The 19268-nt window shown below is 61.9% G+C and carries 16 protein-coding genes and 1 pseudogene; 8 read left to right on the forward strand and 9 right to left on the reverse strand.

The features are described 5' to 3' along the window. The first annotated feature begins 170 nt into the window (after positions 1–170). From C3F36_RS21685 to C3F36_RS21695, 3 genes are all read left to right on the forward strand, one after another. Positions 171–311 carry a TIGR02808 family protein gene (locus tag C3F36_RS21685; protein ID WP_005325161.1) on the forward strand — a complete coding sequence of 47 codons (141 nt, stop codon included), beginning with the start codon at positions 171–173 and terminating at the stop codon, positions 309–311. A gap of 188 nt (positions 312–499) precedes the next feature. Next, a complete protein-coding gene (locus C3F36_RS21690; protein ID WP_010674671.1) occupies positions 500–1057 on the forward strand; it encodes a YaeQ family protein in 558 nt (185 codons plus the stop codon). An 11-nt stretch (positions 1058–1068) separates the two neighbouring features. Continuing rightward, positions 1069–1953: an AEC family transporter gene (locus C3F36_RS21695; RefSeq protein ID WP_069784732.1), complete on the forward strand. Its 885-nt coding sequence runs from the start codon at positions 1069–1071 to the stop codon at positions 1951–1953. A 285-nt stretch (positions 1954–2238) separates the two neighbouring features. Here C3F36_RS21695 and C3F36_RS21700 read toward each other — a convergent pair whose 3' ends face one another. After that, positions 2239–3186 (reverse strand): IS30-like element ISAs2 family transposase, encoded by a 948-nt coding sequence (locus tag C3F36_RS21700; protein WP_104454191.1) that lies wholly within the window; start codon positions 3184–3186, stop codon positions 2239–2241. Positions 3187–3409: 223 nt separating this feature from the next. Between C3F36_RS21700 and C3F36_RS23475 the strand changes: the two genes are divergently transcribed. Continuing rightward, positions 3410–3649, forward strand: coding sequence for a hypothetical protein (locus C3F36_RS23475; protein WP_158656180.1), 240 nt, complete (start codon positions 3410–3412; stop codon positions 3647–3649). A gap of 695 nt (positions 3650–4344) precedes the next feature. On the opposite strand, the pseudogene C3F36_RS21705 reads toward C3F36_RS23475, so the two are convergent. The 5 genes and pseudogenes from C3F36_RS21705 to C3F36_RS21725 form a co-directional block, all read right to left on the reverse strand. Continuing rightward, a pseudogene (locus C3F36_RS21705) lies at positions 4345–5507 on the reverse strand (IS3 family transposase). A 116-nt stretch (positions 5508–5623) separates the two neighbouring features. Continuing rightward, complete coding sequence (locus C3F36_RS21710) at positions 5624–6853, reverse strand: MFS transporter (protein ID WP_104455905.1); 1230 nt, start codon at positions 6851–6853, stop codon at positions 5624–5626. A 55-nt stretch (positions 6854–6908) separates the two neighbouring features. Next, positions 6909–7679 carry an ABC transporter ATP-binding protein gene (locus tag C3F36_RS21715; protein WP_104452906.1) on the reverse strand — a complete coding sequence of 257 codons (771 nt, stop codon included), beginning with the start codon at positions 7677–7679 and terminating at the stop codon, positions 6909–6911. Further along, positions 7672–8724 (reverse strand): FecCD family ABC transporter permease, encoded by a 1053-nt coding sequence (locus C3F36_RS21720; protein WP_010674675.1) that lies wholly within the window; start codon positions 8722–8724, stop codon positions 7672–7674. Before C3F36_RS21720 ends, C3F36_RS21715 begins: the two co-directional genes overlap by 8 nt. A gap of 101 nt (positions 8725–8825) precedes the next feature. Then, positions 8826–9947 (reverse strand): ABC transporter substrate-binding protein, encoded by a 1122-nt coding sequence (locus C3F36_RS21725; RefSeq protein ID WP_104455906.1) that lies wholly within the window; start codon positions 9945–9947, stop codon positions 8826–8828. 596 nt (positions 9948–10543) lie between these two features. Between C3F36_RS21725 and C3F36_RS21730 the strand changes: the two genes are divergently transcribed. Continuing rightward, positions 10544–13762, forward strand: a complete 3219-nt coding sequence (locus C3F36_RS21730) for an ExeM/NucH family extracellular endonuclease (RefSeq protein WP_104455907.1) — start codon at positions 10544–10546, stop codon at positions 13760–13762. A gap of 158 nt (positions 13763–13920) precedes the next feature. On the opposite strand, the gene C3F36_RS21735 is transcribed toward C3F36_RS21730, so the two are convergent. Further along, positions 13921–14460, reverse strand: a complete 540-nt coding sequence (locus C3F36_RS21735) for a glycine zipper 2TM domain-containing protein (RefSeq protein ID WP_010674678.1) — start codon at positions 14458–14460, stop codon at positions 13921–13923. Positions 14461–14783: 323 nt separating this feature from the next. Between C3F36_RS21735 and C3F36_RS21740 the strand changes: the two genes are divergently transcribed. The 3 genes from C3F36_RS21740 (at position 14784) to C3F36_RS21750 (ending at position 17681) form a co-directional block, all read left to right on the forward strand. After that, a complete protein-coding gene (locus C3F36_RS21740) occupies positions 14784–16406 on the forward strand; it encodes an acyl-CoA synthetase (protein ID WP_104455908.1) in 1623 nt (540 codons plus the stop codon). A gap of 190 nt (positions 16407–16596) precedes the next feature. Then, entirely contained in the window at positions 16597–17364 is a 768-nt protein-coding gene (locus C3F36_RS21745) for a helix-turn-helix transcriptional regulator (protein ID WP_199769730.1), read from the forward strand. Then, the gene (locus C3F36_RS21750) at positions 17361–17681 is read left to right on the forward strand and encodes a hypothetical protein (protein ID WP_104455910.1); all 321 of its coding nucleotides are present in this window, start codon (positions 17361–17363) and stop codon (positions 17679–17681) included. The genes C3F36_RS21745 and C3F36_RS21750 overlap by 4 nt, the downstream gene beginning before the upstream one ends. A gap of 92 nt (positions 17682–17773) precedes the next feature. Here C3F36_RS21750 and hisIE read toward each other — a convergent pair whose 3' ends face one another. Together hisIE and hisF are read right to left on the reverse strand one after the other, a co-directional pair. Then, on the reverse strand, positions 17774–18409 hold the full coding sequence (hisIE, locus tag C3F36_RS21755) for a bifunctional phosphoribosyl-AMP cyclohydrolase/phosphoribosyl-ATP diphosphatase HisIE (protein WP_041215198.1): 636 nt from the start codon (positions 18407–18409) through the stop codon (positions 17774–17776). Further along, on the reverse strand, positions 18402–19175 hold the full coding sequence (gene hisF / locus C3F36_RS21760; protein WP_042881382.1) for an imidazole glycerol phosphate synthase subunit HisF: 774 nt from the start codon (positions 19173–19175) through the stop codon (positions 18402–18404). The genes hisIE and hisF overlap by 8 nt, the downstream gene beginning before the upstream one ends. Positions 19176–19268 lie beyond the last annotated feature (93 nt).

A 19268-nucleotide genomic window follows, 5' to 3' on the forward strand; every position in this document is an offset into this window, starting at 1 on the left:
GAAAAACGGGGCGGGGAGGGGGAAAACCTTGATCTGGCGCAAACTGGTGCCCCATTTATTACTTTGGTGGCATAGGACTCAGGCGCGGGTTGAGGTCAAATAGTCTCATCAGGAACGGGGGCGACCCCGTCACGAAAGGGACACCCATTTCACTGGATGAAGGACACACTATGAGTCTGCTCGAACAAACCATCTGGAACATATTGGGATACGGGGCCATGCCCTTTATCTTTCTGAGTGGCTTCGTGGCCGTGGCAGTCACCTGCTGCCTGCTGCTCAATGCCTTCGGGGTCAAGTCCGCCGAGAAGTGAGTCACTCTCGTTCATGCCGCCAAATGCCAGTCCTCGGACTGGCATTTGTTTTTTGTGTCTTCTGAAGCACTTGCCCGACCCTGATGGGGTAAACGGAGAGCAAGACGGTCGAACCCGGCAGCCATTTTGATTACACTGACGCCCGGCATGTCCGCCCCTTTCTCTTTTATCAGGTGTTCACGACTTCTATGGCGCTCAAGGCAACCATCTTCAAGGCCCAGATCAGCTTGTCTGACATGGATCGCAATCTCTATCAGGACTTCTCCCTCACCCTGGCCCGTCACCCCTCCGAGACCGACGAGCGCATGATGATCCGCCTCGCGGCCTTCGCCTGGCATGCCGCCGAGCGGCTGGAGTTCACCAAGGGGCTCTCAGCCGACGACGAGCCTGAGCTCTGGTGCAAGAACTACTCCGACGAGATTGAACTCTGGATTGAGCTGGGTCAGCCGGACGAGCGCCGTCTCAAGAAGGCATGCAACCGCTCTCGCCAGGTGGTGCTCTACCTCTATGGCGGTCGTGGCACCAGCGTCTGGTGGAAGCAGAACCAGGGCAAGCTCGGTCTGCACGACAACCTGAGCGTCATCGAACTCTCCGACAGCCAGACCCTGCCCCTGGCGGCCATGGTGGAGCGCACCATGCAGCTCACCTGTACCATCTCCGACGGCCAGCTCTGGGTCAGCAACGGCAGCCAGGAGGTGACGCTGGACCCCGTGGTGCTGATGGGACGCCCGGCCCGCGAACTGTAAACGGGATACCCATGTTCAGCGCCCTGCTCAATATCGTCATTCCCGTGTTTGCGGTGGTGGGCCTTGGCGCTCTCTATGGGCGGCTGCGGCCGGGCGGGGCCCTGGGTTATGTCAACCGGGCCAATATCGAGCTCTTTACCCCGGCGCTGGTCTTCTCGGCCCTGGTGAAATACCCCCTGGATCTCGCGGCGCACCTGCCCCTTGTGGGGGCCGGTGCCCTGGTCATCCTGCTGCCCGGCTTGCTGCTCTCCCTGCTCAAACTCAAGGAGATAGAGCGGGCCGCGCTGATCTTGCCCGCCATGTTTCGCAACACCGGCAACCTCGGCATTCCGCTGATGGTGCTCGCCTTTGGCGAGCAGCAGCTCGGCGCCATCGTCATCCTCTTTGTGCTCTCCAACCTGCTCCACTTCTCGGTGGGCATGTTTATCCTCTCCGCCAGCAGCTCCCGCTGGCTCTGGCTGAGAAGCCCCGTGCTCTGGGCCGCCTTCGCCGGGCTGCTGGTGGCCAACCTGCATATCCCGCTGCCGGAATACCTGGTGACCAGCGCCACCCTGCTCGGCCAGATAGCGGTGCCCCTGATGCTGTTTGCCTTAGGCATCCGGCTGATGGAAGGGGAGCTGGATCATCTGGGGCTGGCCATCAAGTGCAACCTGCTCTACCTGCTGGCGGGGGGCCTCTCTCTGGGGCTCGCCGTCTGGCTGCTGCCCCTCGAACCTGACTGGATACCACTCCTGATGCTGTCGGTGGCGCTGCCCCCGGCGGTGCTCAACTACATGCTGTGCGAGCAGTACCAGTGCCAGCCCGACAAGGTGGCCAGCATCGTGCTCGGCGGCAATGCGCTCTCTGTGGTGGTGATCCCCCTTGCGGTGTGGTTGGCGCTGCATCTGGGGGGATAAGGAATTAGGGATATCAGGGGGACCGATTTCCTGAGTGACAAGCCCATTGAGGTCGATCTGGATCAAAGAATGAAAACGGCGGAGAGAGCTGCTGCTTTGAGTTTGATTAAATCATTATTGTACTAATCTTGTACTCTACTCGCTTAAGATTATGGATCTCGCCATGATAGGTAAATCATTTTTCTCTGTACTTATGTTGGTAACGTCGACTGTATCTGTTAGTAAAATATCAGACGATTACATATTAGTGAACTCGCGAATTCAACTTCGAAGTGCGACACTCGCCTATGCCGCCTGACAGTACTCTTCGAATACCTTGACAGGCTGCCTGAATCCGAGACATTTCCGAGGTCGTAGGTTGAGCCACTGCTCCGCTCTCCTGACATCCTCGTCCGTGACCTCTCTCAGGTCTGTTCCCTTTGGGATAAACTGCCTCAACAGCCCATTGCTGTTCTCGTTCAGACCGCGCTCCCACGAAGAGTAAGGGTGCGCAAAGTAAGTCTCGGCACCCAGCGCTTCCTCTATCGCCTTGTGTTCGGCAAACTCGCCGCCGTTGTCAAAGGTGATGGTATGCACCTGCTCGATGTAGGGCGTTAACATCTCGATTATCGCATCCCGCACCACCCCAGCCTGTTTGCTCGCGACCCGCTTGACCAGATAGAGCCGGCTCTTGCGCTCCACCAGGGTGACCAGTGCACCTGTGCCTTGCTTGCCCAGCACCGTGTCCGCCTCCCAATCACCGAGCCGCTCCCGGCTATCGACGATAGCCGGCCGTTCATCAATAGAGCGGGCTTCCTTGATGGGAGAACGCAGGCTGCTCGCCCCCTTGCGGTAGCGCTTGTGGCCCTGGCGCAGATGGCGGTACAACTGGCCACCCCGGGCTTTGTCGGCGGCCACATGGCGGTATATCCACTCGTGACTCACCATGAGGCCTATCTGCTTGCCCACCGCGCTTATCTGCTCCGGGCTCCACCACCAGGCGAGTGTCAGCTCGACAAACTGGATGACATCGGCAGATAGCCGAGATTTGGCCGCACTGGCCCGTCGGTGGGTGGCGTGCTGATGCGCATTGTCTGGCTGGTAGCCCTGCGGCCCGGCGTTACGACGCAGCTCCCGGTAGAGGGTGGAGCGATGAACGCCAATGGCGCGTGCGGTGGCAAGGATGGACATCCCCTGTGCGCGAAGCACCGATAACTGGTATCGTTGCCCCTCGGTCAACTGCTGATAGCTCATGGTGATACTGCTTTTACTTTGGCGAGCAGAAGGGTACCACCAATCAGCAGTTGGCCACCTCTCGCCATTCATCCATGAGTGTCGCACTTATTATCTGAATTCCCGACTTGGTTGGATTTGCGGTGGATGACAGTTCAATGGTGACTAAAACTGAGGTCATAAAAAGATGGCTTGTATCTAAAGATGCTTTGGAAAAAGCGGTAAATTATTATGTCAACCATTTATGGGACGTCATCTAAATATTAACAAGACAAGGGCAGCACACAAAAATAAGATAATGGGAGATTTGGAAAATTTTAAAGTAGTTACAAGTGGAGCTGACTTTGATAAGAATTCAATAGCAATTAAACAAGTGGAGGAATTAGTTGTTTTGAAATTATCTAATATTGAAAAATATAAATATATGGTTGAATGTCATACTCTGTCACCGAATAGTGAAATGAGCGATTTTTTTGATTTTTGACTTGGACGTGAGCTATCCCCGCATGAAAGCCATTATCCTATGGCTGATCTTTTGGAGACGATATATTGGTTGAGAGGGATGAGAACAGTGGAGACCCTGCTGTTGTGGAGCTTGCCGATAATGCTTAATTACGCCTGTTGGCTAATTTAATCAACGATACAAGGTTTTTAGGTCATTTTTTCTGCATATAATTTAAGGTCGTTAAGGTGATTTTTGACAATATCATCACACTCATTCTGAGTAAGGTGTGTAGTTATAGTGATCACACAATTACTTGTAATGTTTACCGTGCCTCCAACTTGTGAGAAGTAATGAGTAAGATTCTCAACTAGTAATACAATATTTTTGACCACATCTTCTGGGCTCAGTTGGTCGTCCATGAAATTCTTTATCGTGGGATTGAATTTATAATAAGGTTTATACTTATACATAATAGCATTACCCCTTTACTGGTGTTCAATATACTATATTAGTACAGCACCATCTGACGATGCTGTCATTAATTATTTTTGGGCATTGTGACTCGGCCTCAGTAACTCACCATAATTTTCATTATTCCTTCAATTCTACCAACCTGAAATTCTCCTGAGGGCTGACCATGTTGGCAGTGTAGACACTTTTCTGACAAGACCGCCCCCTACGTAAAGAATATCGCCTTGTCTCGGGTGAGACGGATAAGGTGGGGAGTGTAGTGGTCAACTAAATCCGGACACACAGTTAAGCAGATTTTCGGCCTCTGCTGGCGGTATCCCATCATTGTGTTGATGTGGACGCCGCCAGTTGTAGTAATCCATCAGGTAATAGCTGATATCCCGCTTCGCCTCCCGCAGGTTCATATATCCCGTTGTCGGGATCCACTCTGTCTTCAGGCTCCTGAACAACCGCTCCATCGGCGCGTTATCCCAGCAGTTGCCACGCCGGCTCATGCTCTGGGTCATACGATAGCGCCACAGCCGTTGCCGAAACGCACGGCTGCCATATTGGCTGCCTTGGTCGGAGTGAAACAGCACGCCTGATGGTCAACCCCGCTGCTGATAGGCCATCTCGAGCGCTTTTATTGCCAGCTCTGCATCAGGTTTGTCAGACATCGCCCAGCCCACGACTCGCCGGGTATGCAGGTCGAGCACTGCGGCCAGGTAATACCAACGACCCGCGGCCCAGATGTAGGTGATATCGCCACACCACACCTGATTGGGTTGCTGGACATCAAATTCACGGGCCAGCAGATTGGGAATATCCGGTCGCTCAGACCGGGCGACCTGATAGCGATGAGCGCCCGGTTGCTTGGATACCAGACCGGCTTCTTTCATCAGACTGCGCACTTTGAATCGGCCAATCTGATGCCCCAGCTCTCGCATCATCGACATCAAGGCGCGGCTGCCCGCTGAGTTCCGGCTTTCTTTGAACAAACGGCGCAACTCGCTGCGTTGCTGCATCCGCTCACGGTTAATCGTCCGCTTGCGGGCCAGATAGTCGTAAAAACAGGATGTTGGAACATCGAAAGCGCAGCAGACCAGAGTGATGGGGGCTTGCTCTCTTAATCGGTCTATCAGCGCGTACGAGTGAACTCGTCCGTCATCAAGAGAGCCGTAGCCTTTTTTAGAATGTCCTTTTCGCGCTCGAGCCGGTTGATGCGGGCTTCCAGCTCCTGGATTTTCTGCTGCTCCGGGGTCAGCGCTTTGCCGATTGGGGTGGTGCCGGTTCGTTCGGATTGAAGCTGCTGAACCCAGCGGCGAAGTACGGTTTCACCGACATCCAGCGAACGGCTTGCTTCGGGGACAGAGTATCCCTGGTCGAGCACCAGGGATGCGGCTTCGAGTTTGAATTCAGCAGTAAATGAGCGACGCAATCTTGTCATTGAACACCTCAAGTCATGGTGGCGACTGTACCACCTAAAATGGTGTCCGGGATGATTAGACCACTACAGAGTGGGGGAAGAGTGGGATAGAAACAGGGCGGCCTTGGCCGCCCTGTTTATTGATGGGGAGCAGGTTGCACCTGGCCATCCTTGCGCAGTTGGGTATAGAGACCAAACCCCGCCAGCAGGCCGGCGAGGGCCAGCAGCCACCAGATGGAGGTGGCGGGGCGACTGCCCGCATCCCCCAGCATAAAGCCGATGAGCAGGTTGCCAAAGAGCGCCATGCAGCCCCCGGCGCTGGCATAGAAGCCGTAGTAGCTGCCGAGCTGCTCAGGGGGGGCGTAGCGGGGCAGCTGGGCGGCGAACAGTGGGAAGCAGAGGATGGAGCCCAAGGAAAGCAGGGCCACCTGCGTCAACACGCCTGCCGTCGGCCAGGGTACCAGCAGGGGCAGGGCCAGGTAGCTCAGGCCCATCATGCCTATCCCCAGTCCCATGGCGAGCGGTACTCCCAGGCGGCGCTCCACCAGGCGGGAGGCCGGGAGCTGGAGCACGACACCGATCACCGCCGAGAGGGTGAAGACGCCGCCGAGCAGGTGGGTGGCGTCCGGCAGGCTCTGGATATGGGCGGGGAGGGCGAGATAGAGCTGGTGGAACAGGATCTGGTAGCTGCCCGCCAGCAGGGTGAACCCCATAAAGGGGCGCTGGCGCACTATCTCCCCCCATTGGCGCAAGATGGCGCCACGGGGGCTCTGGTTGCTCACCGGGCGTTTGGGCAGCACGCGGTATTGCAGCACTCCGAGCAGAGCGAAGAGGCTCGCCGCCAGGACCCCCGTCAGGGTATAGCTCTGCTGGGTCAAGGTGAGGCCGACCAGGGGGCCGAGCAGCATGCCCGCCTCGCTGGCCAGATTGTGCAGGGCGAAGGCGCGCTGACGCTGGCTCGGGTTGTGGCATTCGCTGGCAAGGTAGGCCTGGGCGCAGGGGGTGAACAGGGCCCCCGCAAAGCCGGTGAGGGTGGCGGCCAGCAGCAGTATGGGCAGGGACTCGGCCCAGCCCAGCAGCACGAAGCCCAAGGATCGTACCAGGCAGCCCCAGACGATGGCGGGATGGTAGCCGATGCGATCCCCAAGGGTGCCGCCCAGCAGGAAGAGCCCCTGCTGGCTGAAGACCCGCATCCCCATGACGAGGCCACAGGCCCAGCCGGCCAGGCCCAGGCCGCTGCCCATGTGCTGGGCGAGGAAGGGCATCATCATGTAGAAGCCGAGGTTGAAGGCGAGCCCATTGGTGATGAGCAGGCGGGCGGCCGGGCTCATGCCCTGCCAGTCCCGCCAGTAGGAGGCGCCGTTCATGGTCGCCTCCCGCCAGTGCGTGGGGAGGTGGTCGCCGGGGTGGCGCAGCACTGTGTCATGATGTCTTTCGCAGGGTTCTGAGGAAGGGGATGCCGTGCTGATCGTGGCTTATCTCCACCGGCACCTGGTAGAGGCGCTCGATGAGGGCCGCGTCGAGCACCCGGGCGGGGGGGCCGAAGGCCTGCAGATCTCCCCCTGCCAGCACGATCAGCTGATCGGCAAACTGGGCGGCCAGGTTGAGATCGTGCAGCACCACCAGGGTGATCCACTGTTGCTCCAGGGTCTGCTGGCACAGGTGCTCCATCAGTTGCATCTGGTGGTGCAGGTCCAGGGCGCTGACCGGCTCGTCCAGCATCATGATGCGGGGGTCGCGCAGCAGCACCTGGGCGAAGAGCACCATCTGCCGCTGGCCGCCGCTCAAGGAGTAGAGGGGGCGATCCGCCAGATGGGCGATGCCGAGCGCCTGCAGGGCGCGGCCGGCCGCCAGTATGTCCTCGTCCGCGAGGCGCATGGAGAGGCTGTCGAGACGCCCCAGCACCACCACTTCGATGACGCTGAGGTCCAGCTCCAGCTGGATGTTCTGGGGCATGTAGCCAAACTGCTGGCGCCACCTGGCCTGCGTCATCTGGCTAGCACTCTGGTCCCCGAGGCGAATGTCGCCACTGTCCGGGGTCAGTTCACCAAAGAGGGTGCGCATCAAGGAGGTCTTGCCGGTCCCGTTCGGGCCGATGATCACATGGACCTGACCCGGATGCAGAGTGAGGCTGAGATCCCGCAGCAAGGTCTGCTGGCCGAGGGAGAGGGAGAGTCGGGATATTTCAAGCACGTTTACGCCCCCTGCCGAGGATCAACCAGATGAAGAAGGGCACGCCAATGAGCGCGGTGACGATGCCGATGGGGAACAGGGCCCCCGGAATGATGGACTTGGAGAGCACCGAGGCCGCCGAGAGCATGCAGGCGCCGCACAGGGCGGAGAGGGGGATCAAAAAGCGCTGATCTTCCCCCACCAGCATGCGGGCGATATGGGGGGCCACCAGGCCGACGAAGCCGATCACGCCGACGAAGCTGGTGGCGGTGGCGGTGAGCAAGGCGACCAGCACCAGGGTCTTCATGCGCAGCCTGTCGACGTTGACCCCGAGGCTGCGGGCGCGGGCTTCCCCGAGGCGCAGGCTGGTAAGGGCCCAGGCGTCACGGTAGATGAGCAGGGTGCAGATCAGGGTGACGACGGCGGTGATGATCAGGGAGTCCCAGGTGGTGCGCATCAGGCTGCCAAACAGCCAGAACAGGATCTGCTGGTTGAGCTCGGGAGAGGAGAGGAACTGCAGCAGGGAGAGCAGGGACTGGAACAGGAACAGCAGGGCGATGCCCGCCAGGATCAGGGTCTGGCTGCTGACATGGCGCATCATGGCCAGACCAAACAGCAGGCAGGCGGCAAACATGCACACAATGAAGGCGCCGGCCGGGATGGCCACCAGGGGAGGAAGCCCGAGGCCGCCGGTGTAGAGGGCCAGCGCCGCGCCCAGGCCCGCCGCTGCCGCGAGCCCGAGGGTATAGGGACTGGCGAGGGGGTTGTCCAGCAGGGTCTGCATCTGCACGCCGCCAAGGCCGAGAGAGGCCCCGACCACCAGGGCCATGAGGGCGATGGGCAGGCGCATGTCGTGGACGATGGTGCGGGTCATGGGATCGGCCTGGGCGGGGGAAACCAGGGCATCGATCACGTCGTGCAGGGCCAGCAGGGAGGGGCCGGTGGCGATATCGAGCACCAGGGTAATGCACAGGACCAGGGCGAGCAGCAGGAGCCAGTGCCAGCGACGGCGCTCCCGTTGCCGCTGCCGGGCGAGGGTCTGCTGCAGGGCAGCCAAATCATTCATGATGTCAATCCTGAAACGGGCGCCGCAAGAGGCGCCCACACAATCCAAGAGGGTTGCTGAAGAGGGCGTGGCCGAGGTGGGCCGCACCCGAATTGCCGGGGTTAGCTTGCGTCATCCTGCTTGATGCCCAGCATGAAGGTGCCCTGGGGACGGATGGGCAGATAGTGCTGGTAGAACGCCTGATAGGTGGCCAGGGGATCGAGATCCTGGAAGAGGTCCGGATAGAGGGCCTTGGCCATGAACTCGATGAGGGCGGCATCCATGATGCTGCGGGTGGCGCCGTGATAGACCGCGTAGAGGCGACCCTCCTTCACCGCAGGCAGCTCGCTCCAGCCCGGGCGGGCAGCAAAGCCTTGCAGACGCTGGCGCACGGTCTCTGCCGACACATCCTGGCCGACCTGCATGGCGACAGCACTGCTCACGCTCTCGTAGCCCGCCATCAGGATCACCTCGGGCTTGCTCGCTAGCAGTTGCTCCGGGTGGATGGGACCCCAGCGATCGACGAAGGGGGCGGCCACGTTGTCGCCACCGGCCAGCAGGGCCATGGCGCCCCACATGTCCTTGCCATAGGTGTAGCTGTACTCGGCCGGACCCTTGTCACCCAGCTCGATGTAGACCCGGGGCGGCGTGCGCTTCGCGGCGGCGATGCGGGAGGTGATGGTGTCAATCTTGGCCTTGTACTCGTCGGCCATCTTCCGGGCGCGGGCCTCCTGGCCGGTCAGCTTGCCAAGCAGCAAGGTGCTCGCCATGTGCTGTGTCAGGGTCTGGGCGTTGTAGTCGATGACCACCACCGGGATCCCCGCCTGCTCAAGGCGTGGCAGGTCCGCGGCCAGGGCTTCATATTGCCACTTCGCCAGGATCACCAGGTCGGGCTTGACCGCCAGGGTCTTCTCGATGGAGAAGCTCTGATCCTGCACGTTGCCAAGGTCGGGGACCTTGGCCAGTTGTGGCTGGCTGGCCACGTAGAGCGACCAGATGGCGGGACGGGACTTCATGAACCAGCCCAGGGACATGCCCACCAGGCGTTCGGCCCCGCCTTCACCGGCCACCGCCAGGTAATCCTCGGGATAGAAACCGAGCACGATACGGTTTGCCGGAAGGCTGAGGGAGACCTTGCGGCCCATCACATCTTCCACTTCAACGGGGGGGGCGGCCTGCGCCATCCAGCTCACCAGGACGAGCTGGCCGAGCAGCAGCAACTTTGCCAGGGGGTGACGAAACATCTTGTAGCACCTCGAGAATAGAGACGGTCAAAAAAGAAAGTGAGAACTATTGCCATTCGCGAGCGCAAAAGCAACAAACGTTTGTGTCATCCCCTCTCTTGTTATTTCTGTCATTACTGGAATCGGTTCCACAAGAGCACCAGGAGAGAGTCTTATCCCCCGGTTTTCTGCCTTCTCGGGCCACGCAGGGGGTGGCGCCCGGTATGGCACCCATGGATTTGCCCATGATCCAGTGTCTGTGAGTGGGGTTGCTCACGAAATGGTAGCGGGCAGAGGCCCGCCGTAGTGCTCCCCGGTCTGCCCCGGCGCCGATGTCGCTCCTTGACAGAGGCCGCCAGCAGGGGCTGGGGGGCGACAACTTCCTGCGCAGCGATGGCAGACACTGCCCATTCGGGTATTGCCCGTCACCTTGGCGCAACATTTTGTTGTCATTGTTAGCCAGCTCGCAGCAGCCCCGGCGCCGACGGGGCAGAGTGGGCGCGCAGTTTCGGCCGGGGGCTGACATGCCTCCCGTTGATGGCTGCATCCAAGGTGCTGCGGCCCGCCTTGTGCGGGGCGCCAATAACATGATCTGCAAATAAAAAAGGAAACTGACCATGTCAGGAAGACACTCTCTGGTGGCGCTGGCCGTCGGGCTGGCCCTCGCTGGACAGGCACAGGCGCAACTGCTCATCACCGAATACCTGGAAGGGTCCGGCAACAACAAGGCGGTGGAGCTGAGCAACCTCGGCTCGGACCCCGTCGATCTCTCCCAATACCGGCTGGCCCTCTACGCCAACGGCAAACCCATCACCGATGCCCCCACCAACAGCCTGGCGCTGCAAGGCACCCTCGCCCCGGGCGCCACCCTGGTGCTGGCCAACCCCTCAGCAAATGCCGAGATCCTGGCCAAGACGACCCAGACCAGCGGCAACCTGGTGTTCAACGGTGACGACGCCCTGGTGCTCTATCGCGGCAGCGAGATAATCGACAGCGTCGGCCAGGTAGGGGTGGATCCCGGCACGGCCTGGGTGTCGGGGAGCGTCTCGACCCTGGACATGACACTGCGCCGCAAGGCCACCGTCACCATGGGCCGCACTGATGCGACGTCGCCTTTTGATCCGGCGCAGGAATACGTGGCCGCCCCGAAAGATGACGCCAGTGGCCTGGGTTGCAGTGGCGATGGTCCCTGCGATGGCACCCAGCCGCCCGCCTTCGTCTGCCCGGTGGATCAGTTGGTGCCGGTGACCGTCATTCAGGGCCCGGGCAGCAGCAGCCCCCTGGTGCCAGCCGGCAAGTTTGAATCGGAACAGGCCTATGCCACTCGCGGCGTGGTGACCCAGGTAGTGAGCGGCCTCTACAAGGGCTTCTTCATTCAGGACGAGCAGGGGGACGGGGATGCGGCTACCTCCGACGGCCTCTTCGTCTACAGCACCAAGGCCAACGCTGCCATCGTGCCGGGGGCTGAGGTGTGCGTTTCGGGCAAGGTGAAGGAGTATTTCAATCAGACCCAGATCAACGCCGACGAGCTGGTGGTGACTCGGCCCGCTGAGGCAGTGCCGGCCGCGGTGGATCTGCTGCCGGTGGCGGGCGAGAGCCTGAGCCAGCTGCTGGAGCGTCACGAGGGGATGCAGGTACGGCTGGTGCCCGGCTCCAGCCTGGTGGTGACCCGCAACTTCAGCTTCGATTACGACGGCAAGCGCAACAACCTGGTGCTCTCTTATGGCGCGCCGCTCATCAAGTCGACCCAGAAATTTGCCGCCATGAGCCAGGAGGCGAGCGACTGGGCCCTTCGCAACCAGCAGAACCAGCTGGTGGTGGAGACCGACGCCAAGGCGCCGGATGGCGTGCTGCCCTGGTTCCCCGGCTTCAACGCCGAGGACGGTTACCTGCGCATCGGCGACAAGCTCAACGGGCTGGAGGGGGCCCTTGGTTACTCCTACAACCTGTTCAGGCTGGTGGCCAGCAATCGCATCGACGCGAGCCAGATTGATCACAGCGGCTGGGATCGGGTGGAAACCCCCGAACTTGCCGAGGCGGGGGATCTGCGGGTCGCGAGCTTCAACGTGCTCAACTTCTTCACCACGGTGGTGGGCGGGGATGCCAACCCCACCGGCAGCAACCGGGGCGCCTTGACGGTGGCGGAGTTCGAGCTGCAGCGCACCAAGATAGTCAGCGCCATCACCCGCCTCAATGCCGACGTGGTGGGGCTGATGGAGATCGAGAACAACGGCTACGGTGACAACTCCGCCATCGCCAACCTGGTGGCGGCCTTGAACGCGGCCCTGCCGGACGAGGCGGATCACTACCGCTGGATTGCCTCGCCGGATGGCAAGCCCATTGGCACCGACGCCATCACGGTGGGGCTCATCTACCGACCCGCCAGCGTGAGCCCGCAAGGGGCCGCCAGCCTCATCGCGCTGCCGGTGCAGCAGGCCGAGGCGGTGGACGCCAGCGGCAAGCCGGTGACCATCAATCAGGGGATGCGCGAGTCGCTGGTGCAGCGCTTCAGCTCGCCCAAGGGGGATGCGCCCCTGACCCTGGTGGTCAACCACCTCAAGTCCAAGGGCTCCGCCTGCTTCGAGGATTACCCCGACTACGCCAGCGCCGATCCGCTGGATGGCCAGGGCCACTGCAACGCGCTGCGGGTCTCCGCCGCCAAGGTGCTGGGGGAGCACCTCAAGGATCTGGCCGGGGATCTGCTGCTTATCGGCGACATGAACGCCTATGGCATGGAGGATCCCATCCGGGTGCTGACCGACTATGATCCGGCCGCCCAGGCGCGCCAGATCATGAGCGCCTCCTTCACCACTCTGGCGGGTCAGCCCTTCGAGGAGAGCGGCAGCGCCCTTGGCAAGGGGTATGGTCTGGTGAACCTCAATACCCGCTTCCATGGCACCGACACCTACTCCTACAGCTACGAAGGGGAGCTCGGCAACCTGGATCACGCCCTGGCAAACCCGAGCCTCGCGGCCAAGGTGATCGGCATCGAGGATTGGCACATCAACTCCGCCGAGAGCAACTTCTTCGAGTACGGCACTAAGTACAGCGGTCAGCTGGCGAAATCCGAAGGGCCCTTCAGCGCCTCGGATCACGATCCGGTGCTGGTGGCCATCCAGTATCCGCAGCCACCCGCCGGGGTATTGAGTCTCGAGAGCGCCGCTGCGAACGTGGAGGAGGGGAATACCTTGTCCCTGAGTGTCAGTCGCAGCGATGGCAGCCACGGGGAGGCGAGCGTCAGCTATCGCATCGTCTACGGCAGCGCGGACACAAGCGACGTGGCGCCCCTCACCGGCACCCTGCACTGGGCCGCCGGGCAGAGCGAGCCCCAGACCATCAGCATTCCGGTGAAGAGCGACACCCTGCACGAGGGGGACGAGACCTTTACCCTGGAGCTGTTTGACCCGAGCGGCGCGGCCCTGGGGGATCAGCACCAGACCCTGGTGACCATCAAGGACAAGCTGGCGCCGTCCACCATCTCGCTGGCGCGCGCCAGCATGACGGTGAACGAGGGGCAGTGGTTTGCCGAGATCCCCCTGGTGCGCAGCGGCGATCTGAGCAAGCCGGCCCGGGCCCGGGTGGCCCTTGACGGGGTCACGGCGCGCTGGGGGCTGGATTTCCTGCCCTGGTTCGGTCAGTCGGTGAGCTGGGCCGCGGGCGAGGGGGGCAGCAAGTCGGTTAAGGTGCTGATCATCGATGACTGGTTTGTGGAGCCCACCGAGCAGTTCAGGGTGAGCCTCGATCGGGTGGAAGGGGGCCAGCCCGGCGCCCTGCAGCAGACCCGGGTCGACATCCAGGACAACGACAAGTCCTGGTGGCCCTTCGGTCGCCACTGAGGATGACGTCTCAATATAAAAAGGGGCCTGCGGGCCCCTTTCTTAGTTGGGAAGACTTTTGTTGGGAAGACTTGTTGCAGACAGGTTGGGTTGCGAAGATGAAAAAGGCCCACCGTCATGGTGGGCCTTCCTCATGGCAGGGCGCTCCTAACGGAGTATCAACCCTGCGCGTTGCTCAGTACCAGCTTGCCATCCTTGACCGGAATGGTGGGGCCGGGTTGCTTCTCCATGCGTACCACCCCCTCCTGGCCGGCGAGGCGGTAGGTGACGTCATAGCCGATGGTGCGGGTGCTGCTCTCCTGCACCGTCTTGCAGCGCTGCTCCGTGGTGGTGTAGGTATCACCGGCCTGCATGTTGCCCTGCACCTGATTCCCGGCATAACCCCCTGCCACGGCACCGGCGGCGGTGGCCACCTTCTTGCCGCTGCCACCGCCAAACTGGTGGCCGACCACGCCGCCCAGGGCCGCGCCAACCACGGTACCCAGGATCTTGTGCTCGTCCTGCACCGGCTTGCGGTGGGTCAGGGTGACGTTGCGGCACTCCTGACGCGGCGTCTTGATGGTCTCGGTCACCGGCTTGCTGGCCAGCACCTCGGCAAACTGGGGCTCTGATGAAAACAGGGATCCGCTGGCGACCGCCGACAATGCCAGCGCAGAGGCAACACCGATCCCGACACCTGCCAACATGGATTTGTTCATCACTCTTCTCCTTGTACTCATACCCGTTGAGGGCTTGGGATCATTCTTGGCATTTTGCGCCGCAGGCTCAAGGCAAGGGCCACGGGATCGCGACAGGGGCTGACTGCGCAAAAAGTGACCGCACAAAAATAGCGTCGGCGATTGGCGACAGGGGGAGCAGGGCCGAGGGCCCCTAAGACGTTTCGCTAATACCTGGGATCTGGCCCCCTTGATACCCTTTCATCCGGTTCCAGCCGGCATCCTGGCCCCGCATCAGGGCACAATGCCGGTCGTGGTGAACCGCGAGTGCCACCCCGTTTTGTGTCCCTGTGAGGAAGGATCCGATGACAGAGCAGAACATGTACGACGCCGGCCTTGGCAAGACGCCCGCCAATTTCGAGGCGCTGACCCCCTTGAGCTTTCTGGGGCGGGCCGCCCGGGTCTATCCCGACTATCCGGCGCTGATCCACGGCCCCTTGCGCCAGAGCTGGGCCCAGACCGAACGCCGTTGCCGCCAGCTCGCCTCGGCCCTGCGCCGTCGCGGCATTGGCGAGGGGGACACCGTCTCCATCGTCGCCCCCAATGTGCCGGCCATGTTCGAGGCGCACTTCGGGGTACCCATGAGCGGCGCTGTGCTCAACACCATCAACACCCGGCTCGATGCGGACGCCATGGCCTTCATCTTCCAGCACGCCCAGATCAAGGTGGTGCTGGTGGACCGGGAGTTCGGCGCCGTGGTGCGAAAGGCGCTCTCTCTCATTGATAGCCAGCCCCTGGTGATCGCCATCGACGATCCCCTCTACCGGGAAGGGGAGCTGGTCGGCGAGCTCGACTACGAGGGGTTCATCGCCCTGGGGGACGGGGACGAACCCGGCTGGCTGCCGGCGGACGAGTGGCAGGCCATTTCCCTCAACTACACCTCCGGCACCACGGGGAACCCCAAGGGGGTGGTCTATCACCATCGCGGCGCCCACCTCAATGCGGTCAACAATGCCCTCTCCTGGGAGCTGCCCAAGCACCCCGTCTACCTCTGGACCCTGCCGATGTTCCACTGCAACGGCTGGTGCTTCCCCTGGACCCTGGCGGCCACCGCCGGGGTGAGCGTCTGCCTGCGCCACGTGCAGGCGGCGGCCATCTACGGGGCGCTGCGCGAACACAAGGTGAGCCATTTCTGCGCCGCCCCCATCGTGCTTAATATGCTGAACAATGCCGATCCGGCCCTCAAGCAGGGACTCGACCACCCCGTCAAGGCGATGACGGCGGGGGCAGCGCCACCCGCCACCGTGATCGCCGGCATGGAGGCCATGGGGATCGCCGTGACCCATGTCTATGGCCTCACCGAAACCTATGGCCCCTGCGTGGTGTGCGAGCCGCAAAGACACTGGCAGGGGCAGGATGCCACCACCCTCTCCCGTCTCAAGGCGCGCCAGGGGGTGGCCTCCCCCCTGCAAGGGGAGATGCGGGTCATCAACCCCGTCAGCGGCGAGCCGGTCCCCATGGATGGCAAGACCCTGGGAGAGATAGTGCTGCGGGGCAACATCGTCATGAAGGGCTACCTCAAGAACCCGGCGGCGAGCGAGGAGGCGATGGCACAGGGATGGTTTCGAAGCGGGGATCTCGCGGTCTGGCACCCGGACGGCTATGTGGAGATCAAGGACAGATCCAAGGACATCATCATCTCCGGCGGGGAGAACATTTCCAGCCTGGAGGTGGAGGACGTGCTCTATCGCCACCCCGATGTGGAAGAAGCCGCGGTGATCGCCATGCCGGACGAGACCTGGGGGGAGGTGCCCTGCGCCTTCGTCAAGCTCAAGGAGGGGCGCGAGCTCACCCAGGCCGAGCTCATCGGGTTCTGCCGCGAGCAGATGGCCCACTTCAAGGCCCCCAAGCGCATCATCTTCACCCCGCTGCCCAAGACCTCCACCGGCAAGGTGCAGAAATTCATGCTGCGCAAGCAGTTGGCGTGACGACAAAGGCGCCGCGCCATCAACGGGCCTGCGGGTCCGTTTTGTGTTGCGCGATGCAAAGAAGCAGGGCCTCGCCGGTAGCGGTCGCCAGCCAACAAGACGTGCCTTTTGAGCCCGTCCCGGCTTACCATGGCCGCCATGTCCCGCCAGCCTGAGGATGCCTGTGAGAAAATCGGACCGACTGTTTCAACTGACCAACCTGCTGCGGGCGCATCAACCCCTGACCGCCCAGGAGCTGGCGACACGCCTGTGCGTGTCGGAGCGCACCATCTACCGCTATATCGACGATCTCTCTTTGGCAGGCATTCCGGTTTACGGGGAAACCGGGCTGGGCTATCGGCTGAGCGAGGGGTTCGAAATGGCCCCGTTGCAACTGAGTACGGCCGAGCTGGAGGCCCTCATCACCGGGGTGAACCTGGTGGCGGTGCTGACGGGCAAGGGGATGGCCGATCCGGCCCGCGCCCTGCTCGCCAAGATTGAGGCGGCCCTGCCCGCCAAGGAGGCTCGGGCACCTCGCGTCCCCGTGGTGCGGGTGCCGGACTATTCCACGGCGCAGCCTGCATACGCTCGCTGGGACAGGTTGCACGACGCCATCACGGCCGGTCACTGGCTGCACATTGGCTACCGGGATGCCAGCGCCAGCAGGACGGAACGTCAGCTCTTTCCCCTCGGGCTCTTCTACTGGGGCGGATGCTGGACGCTCGGCGCCTGGTGTGCGCTGCGCCGGGCCTACCGGGATTTCAGGGTGGATCGCATCGACACCCTGGCGCCGTGCCGTCAGGGGGAAGGGGCGCCCCCTGGCGCGACCCTGGCCGATTACCTTGCCCTGCGCCAGTCGGACGCGTTCCCCCCTGGGCGCAGTGGCGCCGAAAAGTCATTCAGGACTGACACAAGGCTGTCAGTAGCTCTTCGTTATGCTGGGTTCTCCAGACCATCCACAACGGAGAAAACGAGATGATCATCAACGGTGACATGCAACAGGCAGGGGGCGTCGAATTTGCCACCTTCAGGCTCAGGGAAGGGGTGACGGAGGCGGATTTGCTCGCCCTGTCACGGCGGGTCGAGTCCGAGTTTCTTGTCCAGCAATCCGGGCTCATCATGCACTGCCTGCTGCGCGGCGCCGACGGCCTCTATGCGGACGTGGTGATGGCCCCCAACCAGTCGCTGGTGGAAGCCTACTGCCAGCAGTGGCTGCACAACGACGTGGCAGGGGAGTACCTGACCCTGCTTGACCATCACTCGGTCAACATGAGCTTCTGGACCCGTATCGGCTGAGGGCGGCGCGGGGCCTGCCATCCCCCGGCGAGGGGGCAATCATGAAATGAAACGGGCCCATAGGGCCCGTTTTGTTGAACAGAATTCAATAATTACTTGGTGTGGCGCTCATGCAGGCGCTGCACCACATCCTTCAAACCCAAGCCTTCGTGTTGCAGCAGCACGGTCAGGTGGTAGAGCAGGTCGGCGGATTCGTTGATGAGCTCTTCCCTGTCTTTCGCCATGGCGGCCAGGGCCACTTCCACCCCCTCTTCACCCACCTTCTGGGCGATTCGCTTGGTGCCTTTGCCATAGAGGCTGGCGGTGTAGCTGGTGGCGGGATCTGCCCCTTTGCGTGATGCCAGGATCTGTTCGAGCTCGGCCAGGAAGCCGAGCGGCGGCACGGGGTGGCCGTCGAAGCAGGAGGGGTTGCCCAGATGGCAGGTGGGGCCGACCGGGTCGGCGGCAATGAGCAGGGAGTCCTGATCACAGTCGGTGGTGATGGCGACGAGCTTGAGCACATGGCCCGAGCTCTCGCCCTTGGTCCACAGGCGCTGCTTGCTGCGGCTGAAGAAGGTGACCTGGCCGGTGGTCTGGGTCTTTTCCAGCGCCTCGCGGGTCATGAAGCCCTGCATCAGCACTTCGCCGCTGAGGGAATGCTGAACGATGGCGGGGATCATGCCCTCACACTTGGCCCAGTCCAGGCGCTCGGCCAGCGGCAATGCATTGTCTACTGCTTGATTATTCACGGATGGCGACTCCTTCGTTTTTCAGCCAGCGTTTCAATTCGGGAATGGGAATGAGGCCCTTGTGGAACACGGAGGCGGCCAGCGCCCCGTCCACGTCGGCCAGGGTAAAGGCATCGCGAAAGTGCTCCATGGCCCCGGCGCCGCCGGAGGCGATGAGGGGCACCTTGCACACGGCGCGCACCAGCTTGAGCTGCTCAAGGTCGTATCCCTGACGCATGCCGTCCTGGTTCATCACGTTGAGCACTATCTCCCCCGCGCCCCGGCGCTGCACTTCCTGTACCCACTCCAGGGTGGTCCAGGTGGTGGTGCGGGTGCGGCTCTCGTCGCCGGTAAACTGTTTGACCTGATATTGACCGAGGGCGGCATCGAAGTAGGAGTCGATACCCACCACCACGCATTGCACGCCGAAGCGCTCGGCGAGCCGGGTGATCAGGGTGGGATCGGCCAGGGCGGGGGAGTTGATGGAGACCTTGTCGGCACCGAATTCCAGGATCTGGCGGGCATCCTCCACGCTTTTGATGCCGCCGGCGACGCAGAAGGGGATGTCGATGACTTCCGCCACCCGGCTTACCCAGCTCTTGTCCACTACCCGTTCGTCGCTCGAGGCGGTGATGTCATAGAAGACCAGCTCATCGGCGCCCTCGGCGGCGTAGCGGCGGGCGAGGTCGACAATGCCGCCCATCACCTCGTGGTTGCGAAACTGCACGCCCTTGACCACCACGCCATCTTTGACGTCGAGACAGGGGATAATACGCTTTGACAACATGCTCATTGCTCCATGTAAAGCACGGTTAAAGAAACGTCGTTCTGCCGCCGGCGTTGGCCCGGGCGGCGGACGGGAACAGGGTTGGCATGCCTT

It is taken from the genome of Aeromonas sp. ASNIH2 (assembly GCF_002934795.1).
Taxonomy (GTDB): domain Bacteria; phylum Pseudomonadota; class Gammaproteobacteria; order Enterobacterales; family Aeromonadaceae; genus Aeromonas; species Aeromonas caviae.